This is a genomic window from Dactylosporangium maewongense, from assembly GCF_039531485.1.
Taxonomy (GTDB): Bacteria; Actinomycetota; Actinomycetes; order Mycobacteriales; family Micromonosporaceae; genus Dactylosporangium; species Dactylosporangium maewongense.
Window position 1 is genome coordinate 129,344 of record NZ_BAAAQD010000004.1, and the last position, 23,805, is coordinate 153,148.

Sequence of the window (23,805 nt, forward strand, 5' to 3'; positions counted from 1 at the left end):
GTCACTCACAGCGTGGTCTCGCCGGTGAGGCCGAAGAAGTCGTGCCACTTGACGCCGCCGGCGAACGACGTGCCGGTGGACAGGCCCACGTAGACGTCGTTCGTGGTGCCCTTCGTGAAGACGATGATGTCGTCCTTCCCGTCGCCGTTGAAGTCGCCCAGGTACGGGAACTCGCCGGGCAGGCAGAAGAAGTCGTTCCACTTGACGGTCGTGCCGGCGAAGCTCGTGCCGGTGGAGACCGCGGCGTAGACGTCGGCGTCGGCGTCGCAGGTGAAGGTGACGATGTCGGCCTTGCCGTCGCCGTTGATGTCACCGACGCGGGGCAGCTCGGCGCCGACGGCGAAGAGGTCGTGCCACTTCTGCGGCGCGCCGAACGACGTGCCGTCGGACAGCGCCACGATCACGTCCGAGGCGCTCGCGGGGCCTTGCGTGAAGGTGATGATGTCGGCCTTGCCGTCGCCGTCGACGTCACCCACGGCCGGGTGCTCGCCGGGGATCGAGAAGTACTCGTGCCACTTCACGCCCGGCCCGAAGCCGGTGCCGGTCGACAGCGCCACGTACACGTCGCCGGCCGCGTCGTGCGTGAACGTGACGATGTCGTCCTTCCCGTCGCCGTTGACGTCGCCCACCGCCGGCACCTCGGCGTTCGGCGCGAACCAGTCGTGCCACTTCGCCGCGCCCGCGAAGGCCGTGCCGGTGGACAGCGCCACGTACACGTCGCCGAGCGAGCCGCCGGTGAAGGTGACGACGTCGTCCTTGCCGTCGCCGTTGAAGTCGCCGGTCAGCAGGGTCTCGCCGGTGAGGCCGAAGAAGTCGTTCCACTTCACCGACGTACCGGTGAAGGATGTGCCGGTCGAGGTCGCCGCGTACACGTCGTTGAGCGTGCCCCGGGTGAACGTGACGATGTCGTCCTTGCCGTCGCCGTTGAAGTCGGTCGGCGACCCGGCCAGGTAGCGGTCGCCCGGACCCGAGCCCTGCCCGCAGTTGTCGCTGACCAGGAACTTCTGGTTGTACTGCCCCGGGTACGGCGCGAGCGAGGCGCCGTTGATCGAGATGACCTGCCCGACGCCGTTGAACAGCTGCTCGTAGTGCAGGTGCGGGCCGGACGAGTTGCCGGTGCTGCCGGTGATGCCGATCTGCTGGCCCTGCTGCACGTACGCGCCGTCGGGCACCGAGTAGGCGCTCAGGTGGAAGTGGTACGTCGTCCAGCCGCCGCCGTGGTCGATGGAGATGTAGTTGCCGGCGCCGCCGGGCTGCGACAGCCGGTGCGCGACCCCGGCCGCCGTCGCGACCTGCGGCGTGCCGTTGGTGGTGCCGTCGGTGCGCACGAAGTCGAGCGCCTGGCGCACCTCGGCGCTGTGGTGGTCGTAGGTCCAGCGCTGACCGCAGGGGAACGGCGCCTTGAACAGCGGCGCCGCCGACGCCGGTGAGGCATCGACCAGCACGAAGGTGAGCAGGGCGGCGGCGAGCGCGGCTCGCTGGACACGGGACATACGGGGTCTCCTGACGGCCGGTCCGGCATCGTTTGATGTCGATATCTTGCCAGGCGTGGGGAATTCCCGTAAAGAACTTGCAGCAATCGATTTCTCGGATGCGCGGCCCGGTCGGCTCAGGTGCGGTGTCCGGGTGCGGCGCCCGCGGCGCGCCGGTGGGTGGCGGCGATCAGGATGTCGACCAGCCGCACCAGGTCCGCGGCGCCGGCCGGGTCGTCGGCGCGGCGGGTGATCCGCAGCAGCGGTGCGGCCAGGTCCAGCGTGACCTGTCCGCGGTGCAGGATGTGGTACAGGCAGAGCATGGCCGCTCTGGCGTTGCCGTCCTCGAACGGGTGGAAGAACGCCACGTCGAGGTAGACGCGGGCGGCGCGGGCCGACAGCGGCACCGACGGGTCCGTCGCGTCGGCGAGGCAGGCCCGGAAGCGGGGTTCGGTGTCGGTGTGCAGCCCGTAGCGGTCCCGGCCCCGCTTCGCGTGGGCGGTGCCCGTCCGGAAGCGGGCTGTGCCCGTCCCGCTGCCCGTCCCGCTGCCTGCTCCGCGGTCCGTCCTGCTGCCTGCCCCGCTGTCCGTCCCGCTGTCCGTCCTGCTGTTCGTTCCGCCGAGGACCACGGCCTGCCAGCCGGCGAGGACCTCGAGGGACAGTTCGGTGGCGGTCCGGGCACGGTGTAGCGCGTCGAGCAGGCGCCGTGCCCGGTGCGGGTCGCGGTGCGCCACGGTCGTGCGGACATGGTCGGCGACGCCGTCGCGGGCGCCCCGGACGGGGCCGGGGAACGGCCGTGCCACCTCGGCCCAGCGCACCTCCTCGCGGACGCGGATCCAGTCCAGCAGGTGGTCACGCATCGCCGCGGCCGACGACCCCCGCGGCGAGCCGCCCGGCGACGTCCGTGACCAGGTCGTCCGCCGGCTCGCACCAGCTTTCGAACCGGCCGTCGATCGCCTCGCCGACGAGCGTCCCGCGCAGCGCCTCCGGTACCCCGGCGGCCGCCAGGAACCAGTGCAGCACCTGGCCGCAGAGCTCATACCACGCGTCCTCGGCGCCGGTGCTGTCCACCACGACCGTCACCAGCTGCGCCACCGCCCGCTCCCACGCCGCGAGGGCCGCCTCCCGGCCGGCGGGCAGCGGCAGGAACCCGTCGAAACGCGCGGCGAGGTCCTCCAGCCAGGCCCGCCACTCCAGCAGCGCCGCCGCGACCACGGCCAGGGTGGCGTCCGGGGTGGTCATCGAGTCGCGCGGGCAGCACCACGCGTGCACCGGCCCGCCGCCGTAGTCGCCCTCGCCGGAGGACCACCGCCAGCCGGACGCCCACGGCCCGTAGTGCTCGACGAGGGCGGTGCTCATCGCGTCGCACCACAGCCGCCCCTCCCCGTGCCCCCAGCCGATGACGGCGGGGTCGGCGGCGTGCCCCGCCCGGCGGGACGGCACCGCGGCGGCGGGCGGCAGCCCCCGGATCACCGCGGGCGCCGCCTCCCGGTCGAACGGGTGCCGGGCAGGGTCGACCTCCGGCCACGACAACGTCCACGGATACACGCGTCCAGTATGGTGCCGCCTCTTGCGGCGGCCGTGGCCGGCCGTTACGGGAACAGCGGCGCGAGTCCGTCCAGGAGGCGTTGGAGGCCGAACTCGAACAGCTCGGTGTCGTCGGGGTCCTGATCGGCGTCCATCGCGATCCCGCGCACGACGTCGGCGGCGGTCGCGGCGACCCGCGACGCGGTCTCCGCCGGCAGGCCCTGGCCCGTCATCGCGTGCGCCGCCCACTCGATGTGCGCGACCACGTGCTCGCTGAGTGGCGACGGCTCGAACGACACGATCCTCGCGAGCCAGGGGTGGCGGCGGTACATCTGCCACTGCGTGCGGCACACCAGCTCGAGCTGCGCCCGCCAGTCGCCGGCGGGCGGCTGCGGCAGCGGGTGCCCGGCGAAGATCGCGTCGGCCATCATGGTCTCGAGGCGGGCCCGGCTGCCGACGTGCTTGTGCGGCGTCATGGTGGTCACGCCGAGCCGCTCCCCGATGCGCCGCATGGAGGCGGCCGCGAGGCCGTCGGCGTCGGCCAGCTCGATCGCGGTGCGGACCACCCGCGCACGGGCCTCCGTCCCCGGTGGCGGTGGGGGCTGCCACGCCGCCGCGATGCCCGCGGCGGGCTCGGTCACCAACAGCCCGTGGATGCCGGGCACCTTCTCGACGAGGCGCTCGTCCCGCATCTGCCGCAGCGCCTTGAAGGCGATGTGCATCGAGACGTCCCACTCGCTCATGAGGTCCTTGAACGACACCACCGTGTGCGGCGGCAGCTCGCCCGTGGCGATCCGCTGGCGCAACAGCGCGGCGATGTCCGTCGCCATCAGCGCCACTGCAGCCTCCCGCCGTGTGTTGTGGCCCAACTCTAGCCGCGCCTTCGTTTCCCGTCGTCGCCTATGGCACCAGGCGCGCGAAGCCGTCGAGCAGCCGCTCCAGGCCGAACTCGAACAGCGCGGTGCCCCGCTCCACGTCCGCTGCGGGCTCCCCGTGCCGCGGCTTTCTGTGCTGCGGTTCTTCGTGCGGCGGTTCTTCGTGTTGCAGCTCGTCGTGGCGCTGCTCCTGGGCCAGGCGCATCGCGTGGCCGCGCACGAAGCTCGCGGTGGTCACGGCGACGCGCCGCGCGGTGTCCGGCGCCGCCCCCGCACCGGCCAGCGCGCGCACCGCCCACTCGGTGTGCTCGGCCACATGCGGACTTTGCAGCGGCTTCCTGAAGGACACGGCCTCGGCGAGCCACGGGTGGCGGCGGTACATCAGCAGCTGCGCGCGGCACAGCGCCTCCAGCTGCGCCCGCCAGTCCCCGCTGGGCGCCGGCGGCTCGTGCCCGGCGAAGATCGCGTCGGCCATCAGGACCTCCAGCTGGGCCCGGTCGCCGACGTGCTTGCGCACCGTCGCGAAGTCCGTGTCGAGCTCGACGGCGATGCGCCGGACGGACGTGACGGCGAGCCCGTCCGCGTCGGCCGACTCGATCGCCGTGCGCACCGCCAGCGCCAGGAACTCCGCACCCGCGGGCGAGGAACGCCGCCGCCGGGCGGGCGGCCGCCAGCCGGACGCGATCCCGGGAGCCTGCTCGGTGATCACCGGGCCCGCCCCGCCGGCGTCCTCGACGAGACCGTCCTGCCGCATCATCGCCAGCGCGCGGGCGGCGGCGCTCACCGGGAGGTCCAGCTCGCGTGCGACGCCCCGGGTCGACGGCACGGTCTCACCCGGCCGCAGCTCGCCCGCGGCGATGCGCCGGCACAGCTCAGCGACGATGCCTGCCGCCGCCTGCGCCACGCCCACCTCCCAGCCTGTACCCGGTGCGCAGAGTCTATCCCGGCGGCCGGTACGTCGTCCGCGTCCGGCGCCGGGCCTGGGTGGCGGTGCCGTCAGCGCGCGTCGGTGGGCAGCTCGGCGAGCAGTTGCTCGACGCGGGCCCTGATGGCGTCGCGGATCGGGCGGACGGCGTCGAGGTCCTGCCCGGCGGGGTCGTCGAGCTGCCAGTCGAGGTAGCGCTTGCCGGGGAACTGTAGTGTCCGCGGCGCCGGCGAGCCACCCCGTGGCCACGACGAGCCGCGCCACCGCGGTGAGTGTGGCCGTCTCGACGCGGTCGGCGGTGTCGGCCGGGCTGTGGTAGCCGGCCATCCCGGCGCCGACGCCGACGGCGCCGGGACCGACGGCGGCGAGCCCGGCGGCGGCGAGCCCGGCGGCGGCGTAGCGGCGGTTGTCCGAGGCGACCGGCCCGGCCGCGAGGGGCAGCCCGGTGTGCCGTCCGGCCTGGTCGAGCGCCGCCAGGAGCCCGTGCGCGGGGCCGCCGGCCTCGACCGCCGCCGCCCGGTCGAGGTGGCCGGCGCCGTCCACGTTGACGACGAAGGGCGCCGCCCCGGCCCGGCGCAGCCGCGCGGCGTGGCAGGCGGAGCCGAGCGCGCCGGCCTCCTCGCCGTCCAGCAGTGCCACCGACAGCCCGGCCCCGTCCGGCAGCGCCCCGGCCCCGGCGAGGACCCGGGCGGTCTCCAGGACGACGGCGACGCCGCTGCCGTTGTCGGCCGCGCCCGGCTGCCACAGCCCCGGATGGTCGCCGACCCCGTCGTAGTGCGCGGTCAGCGGCAGGTCCGGTCGCCCGGGCCCGGCGGTGCGCCAGCGGGCATGGACGTTGGCCGCCGCGGCGTCCCGGCGGCGGATCGGCGTGTTCGTCGCGAACCAGCCGCCGGGCCGGACCGCCGCGTGCGTGGCGGTGTCCAGGGTGAGGACCGGCAGCGGACCGGGGTCCGGCCCGGCGAGCATCGTGTACTGCCAGCCCTCGGCGTCCACGCGCCGGCCGACCAGCAGCCCGAGCGCGCCGTGGGCGTGACCGTAGGCGTCGGACAGGGGCATTCCCGCCGGGACCAGCAGCCACCGGCCGGTCGGGTCGCCCGCTCCGGCGACGGCCGGGTCGCCACGCCGGGCGAGGGGCTGGTCGGCCGACGCGAGGTGCACCGCCACCTCGCGGCCGAAGCCGAGCTGGTGGTGCGCGGTGCCGTCGTGCCACTCGACGGCCGGCGCGGCGTACACCTCGGGGACGCGCGGGGCGGTGAACGGCTCGACCGTCACCGCGGCGCCGAGGTCGCGCAGGTGCCGGTCGAGCCAGGCGCGGGCGGCGGCGGCACCGGCCGTGCCGACCCGCCGGCCGGTGAACGGCCTGCCGGCCAGGGTGGCGACGGTGGCGGCCATCCGCGCGCCGGACACCGCGTCGAGGAGCGCGCCGAGCCCGCGGGCGGGGGCCGGCAGGCCGGTGGTGCTCACCCTCACGGACCTCAACGTTGTCGACGCGCCGTGCTGCCCGCCGATCGCCCAGGACCGGATCCCGGCGGAGACCGCGGCCGTCCTCGCGCCCGCGTTCAAGGCCCTCGGCGACCCGGTCCGGCTGCAGCTGATGTCGATGATCGCCTCCGCCGACGGCGGGGAGATCTGCGTCTGCGACCTCACCCCGGCGTTCGACCTGTCCGGTCCGACGATCTCCCACCACCTGCGCACCCTGCGCGAGGCCGGCCTCGTCTCCGCCGACCGCCGCGGCACCTGGGTCTACTACCGCGCCCGGCCCGGCATCATGCGCCGGCTCGCCGCGCTGCTGACCGTCACCGACCCGGCCTGACACCGACCCGGCCGGCGGCCCGGGCCGGGAGCGGGCGTGCGACGGCCCGGGACGGCGGCGGACCGCCGCACGCCCCGGGCCGGCCGCGCCTCAGACGTGCGCGAGGCGGGCGGCGTCGACGGCGTCGTTCAGGCGCTGCTCCGCGTCGCGGCTCAGCGAGCTGCGCAGCATGCGGCCGCCGAGATGGAGCGGTGCCATCTCCTGGACGACCTTGTCGACGGTGATCTGGTCGACCAGGAGGAACAGCACCGCCGAGCCCGGCTGCAGCGTGCCGGCGAGGTCCTTCATGAACGTGTCGTCCACGCCGACGTCGGCGCTCTTCCCGGCGAGCGCCCCGGCTCCCGCGCCGATCGCCATGCCGAGGAAGGGGGCGAAGAACAGCAGCCCGATCAGGCCGCCCCACATCGCGCCGCCGGCCGCGCCGATGCCGGTCGCGGACGCCGCCTGGTGCACCTTGACCTTGCCACCGGCGTTGACCTCCACCACCGCGGCGTCGCGCAGGGTGATGAGCCCCTGCCGCTGCAGGTCGACCATCTTCTCCCGGGCGGTCTTCGCGGTGGGGATGTCGCTGTACTCGATCGCGATGATCTCGCTCATGGTGGCTCCTCTCACCTGTTGTCGTGGTGTCACCTGCAACGCTCGCCACGCCGGTGCCGAACCGCCTCGCCTGCGTCGAGTGACCGGACGCGGCGTGGGCCGCCCCGCACGTCACCCGCGCCTGATGACGGCGCCCGCCCGCGCCGGGGGGAGCGTCAGACGCGAGGCGGGACGGGCTCGGGAGGTTGGTCGATGCCGGCGGACGGCAAGGGGAACAGGCCGGGGAGCGACGGCGCCGCGCGGTGGCTGGCCCGCCTGGCGATGGTGTCGGCCGTCGCCGCGGTCGGGCTGCTCGTCGCCGCCGGTGGGCTCCGCGGCGTCGTGCTGGTGGCGGTCGCGGTCGCCGGTGCCGGGGCCGGTCTCGCCGGCGTGTGGGCGGCCCTCGCGTACCGCGGCGCCCGCCGGGTGCTCGCGGGCCTGGTCGCGGTCGCGGCCCCGGTGACGGTCGTGGTCCTGTACGCCCAGGCCGGGCTGCTGCTGGTGGCGCTGGTCTGCGCCGGCCTCTGGGCGCTGGCGGTCACGGCGGCCGGGGCGGCGCTGCCACGCCCGGGCACGGCCGAGCACGCCGTCGCCGCGCCGCCGCGCCACCCGTTCCTGATCATGAACCCGCGCTCGGGCGGCGGGAAGGTGGAGCGGCACGACCTCGCCGGCAAGGCCCGCGCGCTCGGGGCCGAGGTGGTGCTGCTGGAGGGGCCGCGGGAGGTCGACGTCGCGGCGCTGGCCCGGCAGGCCGTGCGGTCCGGCGCCGACCTGCTCGGTGTCGCGGGAGGCGACGGCACGCAGGCGGCGGTGGCCCGGGTGGCGGTGGAGCACGACCTGCCGTTCGTCGTGGTCGCCGCCGGCACGCGCAACCACTTCGCGATGGACCTCGGCCTCGACCGCAGGGACCCGGCCCGGTGCCTGGACGCCCTGACCGACGGGGTCGAGCTCCGGGTCGACGTGGGCTGGGCCGGGGACCGGATGTTCGTCAACAACGCCTCCTTCGGCGCCTACGCGGAGGTGGTGCAGAGCCCCGGCTACCGGCAGGACAAGGCGGCGACGGCGCTGGACATGCTGCCGGACCTGCTCGCCGGCCGCGACGGCGTCGCACTGCGGCTGTCCACCGGTGGGACGCGGGTCGCCGGCGCCCAGGCCGTTCTGGTGAGCAACAACCCGTACGCGAGCAACGACCTCGTGGGGCTGGGCCGCCGGGAGCGGCTCGACGGCGGGGCGCTCGGCGTGCTGGCGGTCACCGTCAACAACGCCGCCGACGCGGCCATGCTCGTGCGCGGCACCCGGTCGGAGCGGCTCACCCAGCTCACCGCCGGCGCGGCGGTCGTCGAGGCGGACGCGCCGTCGGTCCCGGTCGGCATCGACGGCGAGTCGGTCCTGCTGCCCACGCCGGTGCGGTGCCGCATCCAGCCCGGTGCGCTGCGGGTCCGGGTGCCGCGGTCCAGGCCGGTCCGCCGCCCCCGCCAGCGGGTCGACTGGCGCCGGCTGTGGCGGCTGGCGTTCACCACCGGCGGGGACCGGACGGCGCCCACCGCCGGCGAGGACCGGCGGTCGTGAACGGCGGGCCGCGGCGCCCGCCGCTGGTCGTCGCGCACCTGTCGGACCTGCACTTCGGGCGGCACGCGCCGGCGGTCGTGGACCCGCTCGTCGACGACGTGGCCGCCGTTGCGCCGGACCTGGTGGTCGTCACCGGCGACTGCACGATGCGGGCCCGGGACGCCGAGTTCGTCCAGGCCCGGACCTTTCTCGACCGGCTCCCGGCACCGCTGCTCGTGGTGGCCGGCAACCACGACGTGCCGCTGCTGCGCCCCAGCCGGCTCGTCGCGCCGTACGACCGGTACCGCGCCCGGCTCGAACCCGAGCTCGACCCGCGGCTGGACCTGCCGGGCATCCGGGCGCTCGGCCTGCAGTCGATGCCCCGCTGGCGGTGGAAGAGCGGCCGGGTGTCGCGCCGGCAGTCGGCGACGGTCGCCACCTTCCTCGGCGCCGCCCCCGCCGGCGCGGTCCGGCTGCTGGCGCTGCATCATCCGCCGTTCACGCGCGGCCCGGCCCGCATCGCCGGGCGGGCGGCGCTCCTGCGCGCCACCACCGCTGCCCGCGTCGATCTCGTGCTGGCCGGGCACACGCACGTGCCCGCCAGCCGCCGCCGTGACCGGCCCGCCGGCCGCGGACCGCTCGAGGTGGTGGCCGGCACGGCGACGAGCCTGCGGCTGCGGGGCGCGCCCCGCTCGTGGACCGTCATCCGGATCGACGACCGGCGGATCCACGTCGAGCACCGCGTCGAGGTCGCGGGGTCCTGGCGCACCGGCCGCACTGCCGCCTACGAGCGCTGATCAGCCGACCGCCACGGTGTCCGTGGCCTCGGTCGTGGCACTGGTCGTGGCACCGGTCGTCGCCGGGTGCCGGTGCCGCAGCACCAGCTTGCGGACCTCCGTGACCACGATCACCGACAGGGCGGCGACGATGCACACCAGCCACTGGGTCAGGCTGAGGCTGACGGTGTGGAGCATCCGCTGCAGCAGGCCGAGCTCGGTGGCGATGATGATCGCGATGACCGACATGCCGCTGGTGACCAGGAACCGGCGGTCGTCGAAGGTCTCCAGGGTGAACACCGAGCGCACGTCGCTGCGGACGGTGAACGACAGCGCCAGGTTGAGCAGCGAGAACGTCGTCAGGCCCATGGTGCGGGCGACGCCGGTCCCGTACGCGGGCCCGGCCCAGGCGATGACGGCCAGGGTGACCACGCCCAGCACCAGCCCGAGGAAGGCGAGCCAGAGCAGGGTGCGGTTGGGCAGCAGCGGTTCGCCGGAGCGGCGGGGCGGCCGGCGCATGAGGTCCGCGTCCTGCTTGCCGTAGCCGAGGCCGATCGCCTGGAACACCTGGGTGGTGAAGTTCACCCACAGCGTCTGCAGCGGCAGGAACGGCACGCCGGCGGCGATGTTGAAGATGCTGGCGCCGAGGAACGTGGCGATGAAGCCGATGAGGGCGCCCATCTGGAACTGGACGTAGCGCTTGAGGTTGTCGTACAGCGCCCGGCCGATCTCCACCGCCTTGACGATGGTCGCGAAGTCGTCGTCGGTGAGGATCATCGCGGCGGCCTCCTTGGAGACCTCGGTGCCGGTGATGCCCATCGCGATGCCGATGTCGGCGCGCTTCAGGGCGGGCGCGTCGTTGACGCCGTCGCCGGTCATCGCGACGATGTGGCCCTTGCGCTGGAGGATCTCCACGAGGCGGACCTTGTGCTCCGGGGTCACCCGGGCGATCACCCCGATGTCGTCGATGTCGCGGCTCAGCTGGTCGTCGCTCATCGCGCCGAACTCGGCGCCGGTGATCGCCCGGCCGTCGATGCCGAGCTGCCCGGCGATGGCGGCGGCGGTGACGGCGTGGTCGCCGGTGATCATGCGGACCCGCATGCCGGCGGCCTTCGCCGTGGCGATCGCGGCCTTCGCCTGCGGGCGGGGCGGGTCGACGATGCCGACGAGGGCGAGCAGGGTCAGCTCGTCGAGGGTCTCCAGCAGGGCGGCCTGCGGGTCGAAGCCGGCCGCGGGGAAGTCCTTGCGGGCCGTGGCCATGACCCGCAGCCCCTGCGCGGCGAGCCGCTCGTTCTCGGCCAGGTAACGCCCGCGCAGCTCGTCGTCCAGCGGGCTGGGCGTCAGGCCGGGCCAGAGCACCGTGGCCGCCCGGGCCAGCAGCTGGTCCGGGGCGCCCTTCACGTAGGCGCGCACCACGTCGGTGCCGGCGTCGTCGGTCATCCGGTGGAACGTCGCCATCAGCTTGTACGCGGCGTCGAACGGCACCTCCGCCAGGCGCGGGTACCGCTGCCGCGTCGACACCACGTCGACGTGGCCCTTCTCGGCGAGCACGACCAGCGCACCCTCGGTGGGATCGCCGATCAGCTCGCCGTCACGCACCACGGCGTCGCCGGCGAGGGCCATCGGCAGCAGGAACGGCTCCAGCGGCACGTCGGGCTGGCCGGCGGTGTGCCGGATGTCGCCCTCGATGCCGTAGCCGCTGCCCGACACGGCGTACCGGCGGCCGGGGATCGCCAGCTCGACGGCGGTCATCTGGTTCAGCGTCAGCGTGCCGGTCTTGTCGGAGTTGACGGCGGAGGTCGACCCGAGGGTCTCGGTGGACCGCAGCCGCTTGACGATCGCGTTGGACCGGGCGAGCAGCTGGGTCCCCATCGACAGGATCGTGGTGACGACCGCGGGGAGGCCGGTCGGGATGGCCGAGACGGCGAAGGCGACCGCGGCGAGGAACACCACGTCGAACGCGTTGCCGCGGGACAGGTTCAGCGCGATCGACAGCGCCAGCGCGACGCCGGCGACGATGAGGATCTGGTTGGTCAGCCGCGACAGCTGGCGGGTCAGCGGGGTCTCGGCGTCCTGGGCCGTCTGCAGCATCCCGGAGATGTGCCCGACCTCGGTCGCCATCCCGGTCGCGGTGACCACGAACTCGGCGGTCCCGCGGGTGACGTTCGTGTTCATGTACACCATGTCGACCCGGTCGCCCAGCGCCGCCTCGGTCCCGGCCACGGACTCGGCGTCCTTGGCGACCGGGACGCTCTCACCGGTCAGCGCGGACTCGTCGATCTCGAGGCCGGTGGACCTGACCAGGCGCCCGTCGGCCGGCACGAGGTCACCGGCCTCGACCAGCACCACGTCGCCCGGCACCAGGTCCTCCGCGGCGACCTCGGTCAGCTGCGCGTCGCGGCGGACCTTCGCCTTGACGATCATCATCTTCTGCAGCGCGCTGACCGCCGCCGCGGCCTTGCCCTCCTGCCGCATCCCGAGGGCCGCGTTGAACAGGGTGAGCAGCAGCAGGAGCAGCCCCGTGCCGAGCTGCCGCAGCGGGTACAGGCTGCCGATCCCGGCGCACAGCAGGACGATCTGCATCGGGTCGGCGTACTGCCGCCCGAACGCCCGCCACCACGACTCCTTGCGCGACCCGGCCAGCCGGTTCGGACCGTAGGTGGCACGACGCGCCGCCACCTCGCTGTCCGACAGGCCGGAGCGCGGTTCGACGTGCTCCACCGCAAGGGTGTCCGTGACTGACAGCGCGTGGAAGGGCGGCGCTTCCGCCTCCCTGGTCGACATCGTGACCATGAACGTGTCGCCTCCTGAGGTCCGCGTGACGATCCGGCGGGGGGAGGCCCCGAATACCCATTCGGCGGCCGTTGATCCCTGAAGGACGAAGACGGTGACGAGCTTCGGTCAGCGCGCGGATCCGGGGTCCGGCGGCGATCCGGTGCGGTGGTCGTGGGTGTACGCGTCGAGCCGGTCGAGCAGCGCGGGGTCGACCCGTTCGTCGGGGGTCGCGGACCGGCGGCGCGCGTCGAGCTCGGCGGTGCGCAGGGTGAGGGTGATGGTGAGCCCGCCGCCGGGGGTGTTCTCGGGTTCGAGGCTGCCGCCCATGGCCTCGGCGAGGCCGCGGGACAGGGCGAGGCCGAGGCCGACGCCGGTGGTGTTGTCGCGGTCGCCGAGGCGCTGGAACGGCTGGAAGATCCGGTCCCGGTCGGCGGCGGGTACGCCGGGCCCGTGGTCGACGACGCGGACCTCGACCAGGCCGGCGTGCTCGCTGACGGTGATCAGCGGCGGCCGGTCGGCGGGGCTGTGGCGCAGGGCGTTGGCGAGGACGTTGACGAGGATGCGCTCCAGCAGCGCCGGGTCGGCGTGGATCTCGGGCAGCTCGTCGGGGACGATGACCCGGACGCCGGCGGCGGCGTCGCCGAGGTCGTCGATGCCGCGGGGGATCGCCTCACCCACGCTGATCGCCCGCGGGTGCATGCCGAGCGCCCCGGCCTGCAGCCGGCTCATGTCGAGGAGGTTCTCGACCAGGCGGTTGAGCTTGTCCAGGGACTCCTCGGCGGTGGCGAGCAGCTCCTCGCGGTCCTCGGCGGAGAACTCGACGTCGGGGCTGCGGAGGCTGCCGACGGCGGCCTTGGCGGCGGCGAGCGGGGTGCGCAGGTCGTGGCTGACCGCGGACAGCAGCGCGGTGCGCAGCCGGTCGACCTCGGCGAGGTTCCCGGCTGCGGCGGCCTGCTCCGACAGCCGCTGCTGGCGCAGCGCGATGGCGGCGTGCGCGGCGAACGCCTCGACCAGGCGCCGGTCCGCCGCGGCGAGGATGGGGCCGCGCAGCACCAGCGACAGGTCCTCGTCGATCGGCACCTCGGACTGCCCGTCGGCCGGCGACGTGCACGGCTGCCCGCCGACGGTGGCGGCGATCTGCCACGCGCCGGTGTCGCCGCGTGGCTCGGGCCCGGCGTCCTCGCCGGTGCGGCGCTGCAGCAGGGTGACGCTGGTGAGGCCGAAGGCCTCGCGGACCCGTTCGAGCAGCGCCGGCAGCGGCCGGTCGCCGTGCAGGACGCCGCCGGCGAGCGTGGACAGGGTCTGCGCCTCGGCACGGGCCTGCGCCGCCTCCCTGGTGCGCCGGGCGGCGAGGTCGACGACGGTGGAGACGGCGGTGGCGACGAGGACGAACGCGAGCAGCGCGAACAGGTTCTCGCGCTCGGCGACGGTGAACCGGTGCAGCGGCGGCGTGAAGTAGTAGTTGAGCAGCAGGAAGCTGCCGACGGCGGCGAGCAGCGCCGGCCACAGGCCGCCGACGAGGGCGACGGCGACGGTCAGGATGAGGAACGCGAGGATGTCGCTGGGCAGCGAGATGTCCGCCTGGACCGCGGTGAGGCCCACCGTCAGCAGCGGCAGGCCGAGCACGGCGAGCGCGACGCCGGCCAGCCGCCGGCGCAGGGTGAGCCCGCCGGGACCGCCGTGGCGGAGCCGGCCGCGCCGCGCCTGCTCGTGGGTGACGAGGTGGACGTCGATCGAGCCCGACCCGGCGGTGGTGGTCACGCCGACGCCGGGGGAGAGCACCTGGGCGAAGCGGTTGCGCCGGCTGGCGCCGAGGACGAGCTGGGTGGCGTTGACACCACGGGCGAAGTCGAGCAGCGCGGCGGGCACGTCGTTGCCGACGACCTGGTGGTAGGTGCCGCCGAGGGTCTCCACCAGGACGCGTTGCCGGGCGAGGTTCGCAGGGTCCGCCCCGGCGAGCCCGTCGCCGCGGATGACGTGGACGGCGAGGAGGTCGGCGGCCTTGGTACGGGCGGCGACCCGGGCCGCCCGCCGGATGAGGGTGTCGCCCTCCGGGCCGCCGGTGAGGGCGACGACGACCCGTTCGCGGGCCTCCCACGTGGCGTCGATGTGATGCTCGGCCCGGTACCGGTCGAGCTGGTCGTCGACCTTGTCGGCGAGCCACAGCAGGGCCAGCTCGCGCAGGGCGGTGAGGTTGCCGACGCGGAAGTAGTTGCCCAGGGCCGCGTCGACCTTCTCCGGGCGGTAGATGTTGCCGTGCGCCATGCGGCGGCGCAGCGCCTCGGGGGTCATGTCGACGAGCTCGATCTGCTCGGCACGCCGCACGACGGCGTCGGGGACGGTCTCGCGCTGCGGCACGCCGGTGATCTGCTGGACGACGTCGTTGAGCGACTCGAGGTGCTGGATGTTGACGGTGGTCAGGACGGTGATGCCGGCGTCGAGGAGCGTCTCGATGTCCTGGAAGCGTTTGGCGTGCCCGCCGCCCGGGACGTTGGTGTGGGCGAGCTCGTCGACGACGGCGACCTCCGGGCGGGCGGCCAGGACCGCGTCGAGGTCCATCTCGGTGAACTCGGCGCCGCGGTAGGCCACCGCCCTGCGCGGGATCACCCGCAGGCCGGTGAGCATCGCCTCGGTGAAGGGCCGGCCGTGGGTCTCGACGAACCCGACGACGACGTCGGTGCCGCGCTGCTGCCGGCGGTGGCCCTCTTCGAGCATCTTGTAGGTCTTGCCGACGCCGGGTGCGGCGCCGAGGTACACCCGCAGTTGTCCGCGCGCCATGCTCGCACCGTACTTTCTGTAGGTGGCCTTCTGTAGGTTGCCGGCCCGCCGCCGGGTGGGGGCGGGCCGGCACGGGTCAGCCGCGGACGGGGTGCGCGGCGTCGAGCGCCAGGTTCAGTTGTAGGACGTCGACGCCGGGCTCGCCGACGAACCCGAGCACCCGCCCGGTGGTGTACCTGTCGACCAGCCGCTGCGTGTCCGCCGGCGACATGCCGCGGGCGGCCGCGACCCGGTTCACCTGGAGGCGGGCGTAGGCGACGCTGATGTGCGGGTCGAGTCCACTGCCGCTGGCGGTGACCGCGTCGGCGGGCACGGCCGGGCGGTCCGGTGCGCCGCCGCGGACCGGGGTGACGACGCCCTTGCTGTAGTCCTCGCCGGGCACGGCGAGCTCGACCGCGACCCCGTCGTAGGTGGCGACGAACGGCGCGCCGGGGCCCGTCTCGTTGAGGCTGACGACGCGGGTCACCGGGCCGGTGGCGCCGTCGCGGTGGAACACGGCGAGGACCGCGCCGACCCCGCCGGGAGTGCAGTAGGGCCGGCCGCCGTCGACGCCTTCGAGCTCGCCGGCGGCCTTGCTGCGGGCGCACACCTGGGTGAGCAGGCTCGGCTTGCCGCCTTCGCCGAGGGTGTCGACGACGTTCTCCGGCCCGAGGTTGCTCGCCGACGTCGACGTGGGGTCGTAGCCGTTGCCGGCCGCGGACGGCCGGGACTGGAAGTACTGCCTGAGCGGGCGGCCGTCCGCGTCGGTGTACGACTGGCCGATGAGGCGGCTGCCGACGGTCTTGCCGTCCTTGGCGACGAGCGAGCCGTCGGCCCGGCCGGACAGTCCCGGGATCCGGCCGACGCCGACCATGAGCAGCGGGTAGACGACGCCGAGCAGGACGGTGAGGACGAGCAGCGCGCGCAGGGCGGCGAGGTGCTGGCTGAGCCAGGCTGGGAGGCGCATCAGGAGATCCCCGGAATCCAGGCGATGAGCAGGTCGATGAGCTTGATGCCGATGAACGGGACGATGACGCCGCCGGCGCCGTACACGAGCAGGTTGCGGCGCAGCATCGACGCGGCGGATCCCGGCCGGTACCGCACCCCGCGCAGCGCGAGCGGGATGAGGGCGACGATGACGACGGCGTTGAAGATGACCGCGGACACGATCGCCGACGTCGGCGAGTCGAGGCGCATGATGTTGAGCCGGTCGAGGCCGGGGTAGATCGCGGCGAACATGGCCGGGATGATCGCGAAGTACTTGGCGATGTCGTTGGCGATCGAGAACGTGGTGAGGGCGCCGCGGGTGATGAGCAGCTGCTTGCCGATCTCGACGATCTCGATGAGCTTCGTCGGGTCGGAGTCGAGGTCGACCATGTTGCCGGCTTCCTTGGCGGCGCTGGTGCCGGTGTTCATGGCGACGCCGACGTCGGCCTGGGCGAGCGCCGGGGCGTCGTTGGTGCCGTCGCCGGTCATCGCGACGAGCTTGCCGCCTTCCTGCTCGCGTTTGATGAGCGCCATCTTGTCCTCGGGGGTGGCCTCGGCGAGGTAGTCGTCGACGCCGGCCTCCTCGGCGATCGCCTTGGCCGTCAGCGGGTTGTCGCCGGTGATCATGACGGTGCGGATGCCCATGCGGCGCATCGCGTCGAACCGCTCCCGCATGCCCTGCTTGACGACGTCCTTGAGGTGGATGACGCCAAGGGCGCGGGCGGGCCCGTCGCCGGTGCGTTCGGCGACGACGAGCGGCGTGCCGCCGGACGCGGAGACCGCGTCGACGATCGCGCCGACGTCGCTGGTCGGGTGCCCGCCGTTGTCCCGGACCCACCGCATGACGGCCGCGGCGGCGCCCTTGCGGATCTGCCGGTCGCCGTCGACGTCGACCCCGGACATCCGGGTCTGCGCGGTGAACGGCACCCAGACGGCGCCGCCGAGCTCCCCGGCGGTGCGTTCCCGGAGCCCGTGCGCGGTCTTGGCATGCACCACGACGCTGCGGCCCTCGGGCGTCTCGTCGGCGAGGCTGGACAGCTGCGCGGCGTCGGCCAGCTCCTGGTCGGTGACGCCGGCGGCGGGGAGGAACGCGGCGGCCTGCCGGTTGCCGAGGGTGATGGTGCCGGTCTTGTCCAGCAGCAGCGTGTTGACGTCGCCGGCGGCCTCGACGGCGCGGCCGGACATGGCCAGGACGTTGCGTTGCACGAGCCGGTCCATGCCGGCGATGCCGATCGCGGACAGCAGCGCCCCGATCGTGGTCGGGATGAGGCAGACGAGCAGCGACACGAGGACGATGCCGGTGACGCCGTCGCCGTTCAGGGCGAGGCTGTCGGGCGCGAACGCCTGCACGCCCTTGGAGTAGATGGCGAGGGGCTGCAGGGTCGCGACGGCGAGCAGGAAGATGATGGTCAGCGAGGCGAGGAGGATGTTGAGGGCGATCTCGTTCGGGGTCTTCTGCCGGTTGGCGCCCTCGACGAGGGCGATCATCCGGTCGATGAAGCTCTCGCCCGGCTTCTGGGTGATCCGCACGACGATCCGGTCGGAGAGCACCCTGGTGCCGCCGGTGACGGCGCTGCGGTCGCCGCCGGACTCGCGGATGACGGGCGCGGACTCGCCGGTGATCGCGGACTCGTCGACGGAGGCGATGCCCTCGATGACGTCGCCGTCGCCCGGGATGATCTGGCCCGCCTCGACGACCACGACGTCGCCCTGCCGCAGTTCGCTCGCGCTTCTCGTCGTGCCGTCGCGCAGGTGCGCCACGGTGTCCTGCTTCGCCCGGCGCAGCGTCTCGGCCTGTGCCTTGCCGCGGCCCTCGGCGACGGCCTCGGCGAGGTTCGCGAACACCACCGTCAGCCACAGCCAGGCGGTGATGAGCCAGGCGAAGACGCTCGGGTGCAGGACGGCGAGGACGGTGGTGAAGACCGAGCCGATCTCGACGATGAACATGACCGGGTTGCGCCACAGCGTGGCCGGGTTGAGCTTGCGCAGGGCGTCCGGGGTGGACTTCCACAGCTGCCGGGGGTCGAGCAGCCCGCCGGCGACGGTCTGGGTGGTCATCGGATGCCTTCCGCGAGCGGGCCGAGCGCGAGGGCCGGCAGGTAGGTGAGGAGCACGACGATGACCGTGACCGCGACGACCATGCCGATGAAGAGGGGTTGGTACGTCCTGAGCGTCCCGGCCGACTGCGGCACGGGGGTCTGCCGGGCGAGGGAGCCGGCGAGGCCGAGGACGAGGATGATCGGCAGGAACCGGCCGAGGAGCATGCACAGCCCGAGGGCGGTGTTGTAGAACGTGGTGTTGACGGAGATGCCGGCGAACGCGGAGCCGTTGTTGTTCGACGCGGACGTGAACGCGTAGAGCACCTCGGACAGGCCGTGGGCGCCGGGGTTGGCCATCGACGCCCGCGCGGTCGCCGAGCCCATCGCGACGGCCGTGCCGACGAGGACCAGCGCCGGCGTGGTCAGCAGGTAGAGCGACGCGAACTTGATCTCGCGGGCGCCGATCTTCTTGCCCAGGTACTCCGGCGTCCGGCCGACCATCAGCCCGGCGACGAACACGGTGATGACGGCGAGGATGAGCATGCCGTACAGGCCGGAACCGACCCCGCCCGGCGCCACCTCGCCGAGCATCATGTTGAGCATCGTCACCATGCCGCCGAGCGACGTGTACGAGTCGTGGAACGAGTTGACCGCACCCGTCGACGTGAGCGTGGTGACGGCGGCGAAGGTCGCCGACTGCGACACCCCGAAGCGGGTCTCGGTGCCTTCCGTCGCCGCGCCGACCGCGGTGGGGACCGTCCCGCCGTGCGCGAGCTGCAGGGCGTTGATCGCGATGACGCTGCCGATCGCGAGGATCGCCATGATGCCCGCGATCGCGAGGCCCTGCCGCCTGTCGCCGACCATGCGGCCGAAGGTGCGGGGGAGGCTGAACGGGATGAGCAGGATCAGGAACAGCTCGATCCAGTTCGTCCAGCCGGTCGGGTTCTCGAACGGGTGGGCGCTGTTGGCGTTGTAGAACCCGCCGCCGTTGGTGCCGAGCTCCTTGATGACCTCCTGGCTGGCGACCGGCCCGCCGGTGATGGTCTGGCTGCCGCCGGTCAGCGTCGTGACGTCGGTGCCGCCGCTGAGGTTCTGCACCACGCCGCCGGCGATGAGCACGACCGCGGCGACCGCGGCGACCGGCAGCAGGATCCGCACGCAGATGCGGACCAGGTCGACCCAGAAGTTGCCGAGCTGCTCGGTCCTGGACCGGGCGAACCCGCGGACGAGGGCGACCGCGACGGCGACGCCGACGGCGGCGGAGGTGAAGTTCTGCACGGCGAGGCCGGCCATCTGCACCAGGTGACCCATCGTCGACTCGCCCGAGTACGACTGCCAGTTGGTGTTGGTGACGAAGCTGACCGCGGTGTTCCACGCCTGGTCGGGCTTGACCGGGTCGAAGCCCAGCGACAGCCACAGGTGGTTCTGGACCCGCTGGAACAGGTACAGGGCCAGGATCGAGACGGCGGAGAACGCCAGGACGCTGCGGGCGTACACGCCCCAGGACTGCTCGCCGTCGGGGTTCACGCCGACGGCCCGGTAGACGAGCCGTTCGGCGCGGGTGTGCCGGGCCGAGGTCACCGATCGGTACATGTGGTCGCCGAACGGCTTGTACACCAGCACCAGGGCGATGATCAGCGAGGCGATGAAGACGACGCCCGCTCCCGCGGTGCCCATCAGAACCGCTCCGGGAAGAGCAGGGCCGTCACCAGGAACGCGGTCAGGGCGACCGCGAGGACGAGACCGACGAGGTTCTCGGCGTTCACAGCCGCTCCACCGCCCGCACCACCAGGCCGAGGACCGCGAACAACGCGATCGTCAGCAGCACGAACCACAGGTCAGCCACGAGGGATCTCCTCCTTGATTCCACTTCGTGCGGCCGACGTCCGGCCGCATCCGAAGTGAAGCCCCGGCGGCATGCCCTGCCCAGATGCGTTGATGCGATCCATACGCCGCGACCGCGTCCTTGACGGTTTCTTAACGCCCGCCCGCGCTCGGCCCCGGCTCCGCGGCCGTCCCGGGCGGCGTCACCGCGGGGTGAGCGTCGTGCGCCGCAGCCGCTGTACGCCGAGGTACGTCGCCGTGACGAGCAGCCCGACGTAGACGTCGTTCTCGAACCACCCGAACGTCGTCTGCTGCCGCGGCCCGAACGTCGTCGGGTAGTAGAAGACGGAGATCGCCAGCAGCGCCGTGAGGTAGGCGAGCACCGCCGCCTGCGCCGCGCGCCCGGTCCGCCGGGCCAGCACCGCCGCCCCGAACCCGACGACGTAGAACGCCCACGCGAGCGGGGTGGTCACGGTGAACGTGGGGTCTTCGATGCCTTCGACGCTCGCGTAGACGGTGTGCCCCGCCGACAGCGTGAAGGCCGCGACGAGCACGTTCGACATGTGGCGGCCGTACGGTGCCGTCCGCCTCCCGCTCGCGGTGCCGGTGCCGGTGCCGGTGTCGGTGTTGGTGGTAGGGGCGGTGGCCGGTGTCGTGGTCATGGTCTGTCCTCTCGTCGTGAGGGCGGGGATGCCGTCGGCTCCCAGCCTCGGGCCGCGCCGGGCGCCACCCCACCCACAGCGGGCCCACACCGGCACCACAGCCGGTCGCCCTCCCGTGTCGCGGCCGCCCACGGCACCCGCGCGACTAGCATCTGAGCTGTGGAGGGGGCGGCGGCATCCGGCGAGTTCGCCGCCGTGCTGCGCCGGCTGCGCGAGGCGCGGTCGCTGACCCAGGAGGAGCTCGCCGAGCGGTCGGGCCTCACGGCGAAGGCGATCGGCGCCCTCGAGCGCGGCGAACGGCGCCGGCCCTACCCGCACACGGTGCGCTCGCTCGCCGACGGGCTCGCCCTCGACGACGGCGACCGGGCGGCCCTCGTCGCCGCGGTCCCCAGCCGGGAGGCGTCCCCGCCCCCGGCCCCGTCCTCGGCAGCGGGCGTGTTCCCGGCCGCGGGTGTGTCGCCGGCCGCGGCCGCTGTCCCGTCGCCGGCCCACGTTCCGGTGGGTCCTGGCACGCCGCTCATCGGCCGCGACGGCGAGCTCGCCGACCTGCTGGCCCTCGTCCGCTCGGGCACGCGCCGGCTGGTGACGGTCACCGGCCCCGGCGGGGTGGGCAAGACCAGGCTCGCGATGGAGGCGCTGCGCCTCGCGGCGCCGGGCTTCCCCGGCGGCGCCCGGGCCGTCGACCTGTCCGCGGTCCGGGAGCCGAAGCTCGTCGTGCCCGGGATCGCCGCCGCGCTCGGGCTGCCCGACGAGGTCGGCATCGACCCGCTCGACGCGCTCGTGCCCCACCTGGCCGGCCTGCGGATGCTGCTGGTGCTCGACAACCTGGAGCAGCTGACCCAGGCGGCGCCGGCGCTCGCCGGCCTCGTGGCGCGCTGCCCTGAGCTCGTCGTGGTGGCGACCAGCCGCGCGCCGCTGCGGGTGCGCGCCGAGCACGAGCTCGTGCTGGGGCCGCTCACCACGCCCGCCGGCGACGACGTGGACGCGGTGGCCTCCTCGCCCGCCGTCGCGCTGCTCCTCGACCGGGCCGCGGCCGCCGGGTCCCCCACGGCCGTCACCGCCGCCGACGCTCCCGCCCTGGCCGCGATCGTCCGGCGGCTCGACGGGCTCCCCCTCGCGGTCGAGCTCGCGGCGCCCGGCCTGCGGCTGCTCACCCCGCCGGCCCTCCTCACCCGGCTGGAGCGGCAGGGCCCCGGCGCGGGCCCGCGCGACCTGCCCGAGCGGCACCGCACGATGGCCGCGGTGCTGGAGTGGAGCATGGATCTCCTCGAGCCCGAGGAGGTCGCCCTCTTCGAGCGCCTCGCGGTCCTCAGCGGCGGGTGCTCCCTCGACGCGATCGAGGCCGTCGCCGGCGAAGGCGCCGACGTGCTGCCCGCCCTCGGCGCGCTCGTCGACCAGTCGCTGGTGCTCCGGGTGCCGTCGCCCGACCCGCAGCCACGCTTCCGGCTGCTGGAGCCGGTGCGGCAGTTCGCGATGCGGCGGCTGCACGCGTCTGGGCTGGCCACCGCGACCGCCGACCGGCACGCCGCGCACTTCCACGCGCGGGCTACGGCCTCGGCGGTACTGCTGGAAGGGCCGGACCTCGCGGCCGAGCTCGACCGGCTCGACGCCGACCACGCCAACCTGCGCTCGGCCTTCCTTCGCCTGCTCGAGCTCGACCGGGACGTCGACGCCGCCGAGCTCGCCGGCAGCGTCTGGCTCTACCTCGCGCTGCGCGGCCACGCCCGCGAAGGGCTCGCGTGGCTGGAGCGGATCGGCCCCGGGGCCTCCGACGTCGCCCGCTGCCGCGCCCTGGCCGGCCGGCTCGGGCTGCAGTTGCTGGCCGGCGACACCGCCTCGATGCTGCGCGACGCCGGCGACGCGGTGGCGCTGGCCGGTCGGGTGGCCGAGCCGGCCGTGACGTGCGAGGTCCTGACCCTGGCCGGCCAGGCGGCGGTCTTCGCGGGCGCCCTCGACGACGCCGACGCGCTGCTGGGCCGCGCGCTGGCGCAGGCGGAGGCCGCCGGACGTCGCTGGGTGGCCGTGCACGCCCGGCTCGCGCGGTGCCAGCTCGCCCTCGTCGCGGGCGACCTCGCGACGGCCGGGCTGACCCTGCCGGAGACGGTGCGCGCGGCCCGCGCGGCCGGCAACGCCTTCACCCTCGCCACCGCGCTCAACGTGCACGCGACGCTCACCGAGCTGCTCGGCGACGAGCCGGCGACCGCCACGCTGCTCGGCGAGGCGGTGGCCCTGTCGCTCGCCGCCCGGATGAGCTGGACCCTCGGCTACGCGCTGCCCGCCCTGGCGAGCCTCGCGCAGCGGGTCGGCGACCCGGTGTCCGCGGCCTGGCTCTTCGGGGCGGGCGCCTCGATCTCGGCGGCCGACGCCGTCGACCCCACCTTCCCGGTCTCGCGGGCGCTGTCCGACCGCGGGCTCGACGCCACCCGGGCCGCCCTCGGGGACGAGGCGTTCGCCCGCGAGTGGGACGCCGGGCGGGCCGCGAGCGGTCCCGAGATCCAGGCCCGTGCCGCGGTGGTCACGACGCGCGCAGGCGGCGGACGTAGCGCCTGAACTGCCAGGCGCCGGCGGTCTTCAGCAGCAACCGGACCGGCAGCGGGAGGTTGCCGAGCATGCGGGCGCGCTCCTCGCCGTCGGCGTCCTGCAGCACCAGGCCGAACATGACCGGCAGCTGGCTGGGGGTCATCGTGTCCTTGCCGTGCTGCCCCATCTGGTTCCACTCGGCGGCGGTGACGTGGCGCGAGGCCAGCGGCAGCACCTCGCGCTCCTCGAGGTCGAGGTGCTCGAGCAGGGCCGCCGTGAACCGCTCGCAGAGGGCCGCGAGGCGCTCGCCGGCGGCCCCGGTCGGGGCGGCCTCCCAGGCGGCGAGCGCGGGGGTGATGGCCTCGACGAGCTCGTCGATGCCGTGGTGCTGGGCCTGCATCGTCTCGACGAGCCCGGTCGACGGCGCGGACCGCTCGAGCAGCAGCGGCCAGAGCACGATGTCCTCGCCGGTGTGGTGCATCTCGAGGCCGGCGGCGCACAGGCGCAGGTGCTCCGCGACGATCCTCGCGCGGCGGGTGTCGCCCGCGGGGGTACGGCGGACAAGGCCGGCGGCGGCGCCGAACTCCCGCCGGAAGGCGCGGTGGACGACCACCATCTCGTGGACGTCGGGACGCCGGTCGGTGCGGGTCAGGGCGGTCACGGTGACTCCTCGTGGCTGGACGGATCTGGTGCGTCCAGCCTCCCGGGCGGTGCCGTCCCCACCCCACC

The 23,805-nt window shown here is 74.4% G+C and carries 18 protein-coding genes; 4 read left to right on the plus strand and 14 right to left on the minus strand.

Features of this window, described 5'->3' with window-relative positions:
- Window positions 1-5: 5 nt before the first annotated feature.
- The 5 genes from ABD332_RS12680 to ABD332_RS12700 form a co-directional block, all read right to left on the minus strand.
- A complete protein-coding gene (locus ABD332_RS12680; RefSeq protein WP_344502023.1) occupies window positions 6-1,493 on the minus strand; it encodes an FG-GAP-like repeat-containing protein in 1,488 nt (495 codons plus the stop codon).
- Window positions 1,494-1,609: 116 nt separating this feature from the next.
- A complete protein-coding gene (locus ABD332_RS12685; RefSeq protein WP_344502024.1) occupies window positions 1,610-2,332 on the minus strand; it encodes a Fic family protein in 723 nt (240 codons plus the stop codon).
- The gene (locus ABD332_RS12690) at window positions 2,325-3,020 is read right to left on the minus strand and encodes a hypothetical protein (protein ID WP_344502025.1); all 696 of its coding nucleotides are present in this window, start codon (window positions 3,018-3,020) and stop codon (window positions 2,325-2,327) included. Before ABD332_RS12690 ends, ABD332_RS12685 begins: the two co-directional genes overlap by 8 nt.
- A 44-nt stretch (window positions 3,021-3,064) precedes the next feature.
- The gene (locus ABD332_RS12695) at window positions 3,065-3,829 is read right to left on the minus strand and encodes a TetR/AcrR family transcriptional regulator C-terminal domain-containing protein (protein WP_344502026.1); all 765 of its coding nucleotides are present in this window, start codon (window positions 3,827-3,829) and stop codon (window positions 3,065-3,067) included.
- 70 nt (window positions 3,830-3,899) lie between these two features.
- Window positions 3,900-6,263 carry a M28 family peptidase gene (locus ABD332_RS12700; protein ID WP_344502027.1) on the minus strand — a complete coding sequence of 788 codons (2,364 nt, stop codon included), beginning with the start codon at window positions 6,261-6,263 and terminating at the stop codon, window positions 3,900-3,902.
- Between ABD332_RS12700 and ABD332_RS12705 the strand changes: the two genes are divergently transcribed.
- Window positions 6,253-6,612: an ArsR/SmtB family transcription factor gene (locus ABD332_RS12705; protein WP_425552189.1), complete on the plus strand. Its 360-nt coding sequence runs from the start codon at window positions 6,253-6,255 to the stop codon at window positions 6,610-6,612. The two genes, ABD332_RS12700 and ABD332_RS12705, sit on opposite strands and share 11 nt — an antisense overlap.
- Before the next feature lie 90 nt (window positions 6,613-6,702).
- On the opposite strand, the gene ABD332_RS12710 is transcribed toward ABD332_RS12705, so the two are convergent.
- On the minus strand, window positions 6,703-7,209 hold the full coding sequence (locus ABD332_RS12710) for a DUF1269 domain-containing protein (protein WP_344502029.1): 507 nt from the start codon (window positions 7,207-7,209) through the stop codon (window positions 6,703-6,705).
- 192 nt (window positions 7,210-7,401) lie between these two features.
- Between ABD332_RS12710 and ABD332_RS12715 the strand changes: the two genes are divergently transcribed.
- Entirely contained in the window at window positions 7,402-8,757 is a 1,356-nt protein-coding gene (locus tag ABD332_RS12715; RefSeq protein WP_344502030.1) for a diacylglycerol/lipid kinase family protein, read from the plus strand.
- On the plus strand, window positions 8,754-9,533 hold the full coding sequence (locus tag ABD332_RS12720) for a metallophosphoesterase family protein (protein WP_344502031.1): 780 nt from the start codon (window positions 8,754-8,756) through the stop codon (window positions 9,531-9,533). Before ABD332_RS12715 ends, ABD332_RS12720 begins: the two co-directional genes overlap by 4 nt.
- Here ABD332_RS12720 and ABD332_RS12725 read toward each other — a convergent pair whose 3' ends face one another.
- From ABD332_RS12725 to ABD332_RS12755, 7 genes are all read right to left on the minus strand, one after another.
- Window positions 9,534-12,296: a cation-translocating P-type ATPase gene (locus ABD332_RS12725; RefSeq protein WP_344502032.1), complete on the minus strand. Its 2,763-nt coding sequence runs from the start codon at window positions 12,294-12,296 to the stop codon at window positions 9,534-9,536.
- Window positions 12,297-12,413: 117 nt separating this feature from the next.
- Window positions 12,414-15,065: a sensor histidine kinase gene (locus tag ABD332_RS12730; RefSeq protein WP_344502034.1), complete on the minus strand. Its 2,652-nt coding sequence runs from the start codon at window positions 15,063-15,065 to the stop codon at window positions 12,414-12,416.
- Window positions 15,066-15,141: 76 nt separating this feature from the next.
- On the minus strand, window positions 15,142-16,011 hold the full coding sequence (locus ABD332_RS12735; protein ID WP_344502035.1) for a potassium-transporting ATPase subunit C: 870 nt from the start codon (window positions 16,009-16,011) through the stop codon (window positions 15,142-15,144).
- Window positions 16,011-18,089 (minus strand): potassium-transporting ATPase subunit KdpB, encoded by a 2,079-nt coding sequence (gene kdpB, locus ABD332_RS12740; protein WP_344502036.1) that lies wholly within the window; start codon window positions 18,087-18,089, stop codon window positions 16,011-16,013. The genes ABD332_RS12735 and kdpB overlap by 1 nt, the downstream gene beginning before the upstream one ends.
- Entirely contained in the window at window positions 18,086-19,747 is a 1,662-nt protein-coding gene (gene kdpA, locus ABD332_RS12745) for a potassium-transporting ATPase subunit KdpA (RefSeq protein WP_344502037.1), read from the minus strand. Before kdpA ends, kdpB begins: the two co-directional genes overlap by 4 nt.
- Window positions 19,747-19,836 (minus strand): K(+)-transporting ATPase subunit F, encoded by a 90-nt coding sequence (gene kdpF, locus ABD332_RS12750; protein WP_344502038.1) that lies wholly within the window; start codon window positions 19,834-19,836, stop codon window positions 19,747-19,749. The genes kdpA and kdpF overlap by 1 nt, the downstream gene beginning before the upstream one ends.
- Window positions 19,837-20,097: 261 nt before the next feature.
- Window positions 20,098-20,556, minus strand: coding sequence for a hypothetical protein (locus ABD332_RS12755; protein ID WP_344502040.1), 459 nt, complete (start codon window positions 20,554-20,556; stop codon window positions 20,098-20,100).
- 159 nt (window positions 20,557-20,715) lie between these two features.
- Between ABD332_RS12755 and ABD332_RS12760 the strand changes: the two genes are divergently transcribed.
- On the plus strand, window positions 20,716-23,106 hold the full coding sequence (locus ABD332_RS12760; protein ID WP_344502041.1) for an ATP-binding protein: 2,391 nt from the start codon (window positions 20,716-20,718) through the stop codon (window positions 23,104-23,106).
- Here ABD332_RS12760 and ABD332_RS12765 read toward each other — a convergent pair.
- Window positions 23,072-23,737, minus strand: coding sequence for a hemerythrin domain-containing protein (locus ABD332_RS12765; protein WP_344502042.1), 666 nt, complete (start codon window positions 23,735-23,737; stop codon window positions 23,072-23,074). The genes ABD332_RS12760 and ABD332_RS12765 overlap by 35 nt on opposite strands.
- Window positions 23,738-23,805 lie beyond the last annotated feature (68 nt).

Coding starts and splice junctions, on each gene's coding strand:
- kdpA (WP_344502037.1), bottom strand. CDS start 19,747: ATGGGCACCGCGGGAGCGGGCGTCGTCTTCATCGCCTCGCTGATCATC.
- ABD332_RS12710 (WP_344502029.1), bottom strand. CDS start 7,209: ATGAGCGAGATCATCGCGATCGAGTACAGCGACATCCCCACCGCGAAG.
- ABD332_RS12735 (WP_344502035.1), bottom strand. CDS start 16,011: ATGCGCCTCCCAGCCTGGCTCAGCCAGCACCTCGCCGCCCTGCGCGCG.
- ABD332_RS12755 (WP_344502040.1), bottom strand. CDS start 20,556: ATGACCACGACACCGGCCACCGCCCCTACCACCAACACCGACACCGGC.
- ABD332_RS12695 (WP_344502026.1), bottom strand. CDS start 3,829: ATGGCGACGGACATCGCCGCGCTGTTGCGCCAGCGGATCGCCACGGGC.
- kdpB (WP_344502036.1), bottom strand. CDS start 18,089: ATGACCACCCAGACCGTCGCCGGCGGGCTGCTCGACCCCCGGCAGCTG.
- ABD332_RS12680 (WP_344502023.1), bottom strand. CDS start 1,493: ATGTCCCGTGTCCAGCGAGCCGCGCTCGCCGCCGCCCTGCTCACCTTC.
- ABD332_RS12715 (WP_344502030.1), top strand. CDS start 7,402: ATGCCGGCGGACGGCAAGGGGAACAGGCCGGGGAGCGACGGCGCCGCG.
- ABD332_RS12725 (WP_344502032.1), bottom strand. CDS start 12,296: ATGTCGACCAGGGAGGCGGAAGCGCCGCCCTTCCACGCGCTGTCAGTC.
- ABD332_RS12730 (WP_344502034.1), bottom strand. CDS start 15,065: ATGGCGCGCGGACAACTGCGGGTGTACCTCGGCGCCGCACCCGGCGTC.
- ABD332_RS12685 (WP_344502024.1), bottom strand. CDS start 2,332: ATGCGTGACCACCTGCTGGACTGGATCCGCGTCCGCGAGGAGGTGCGC.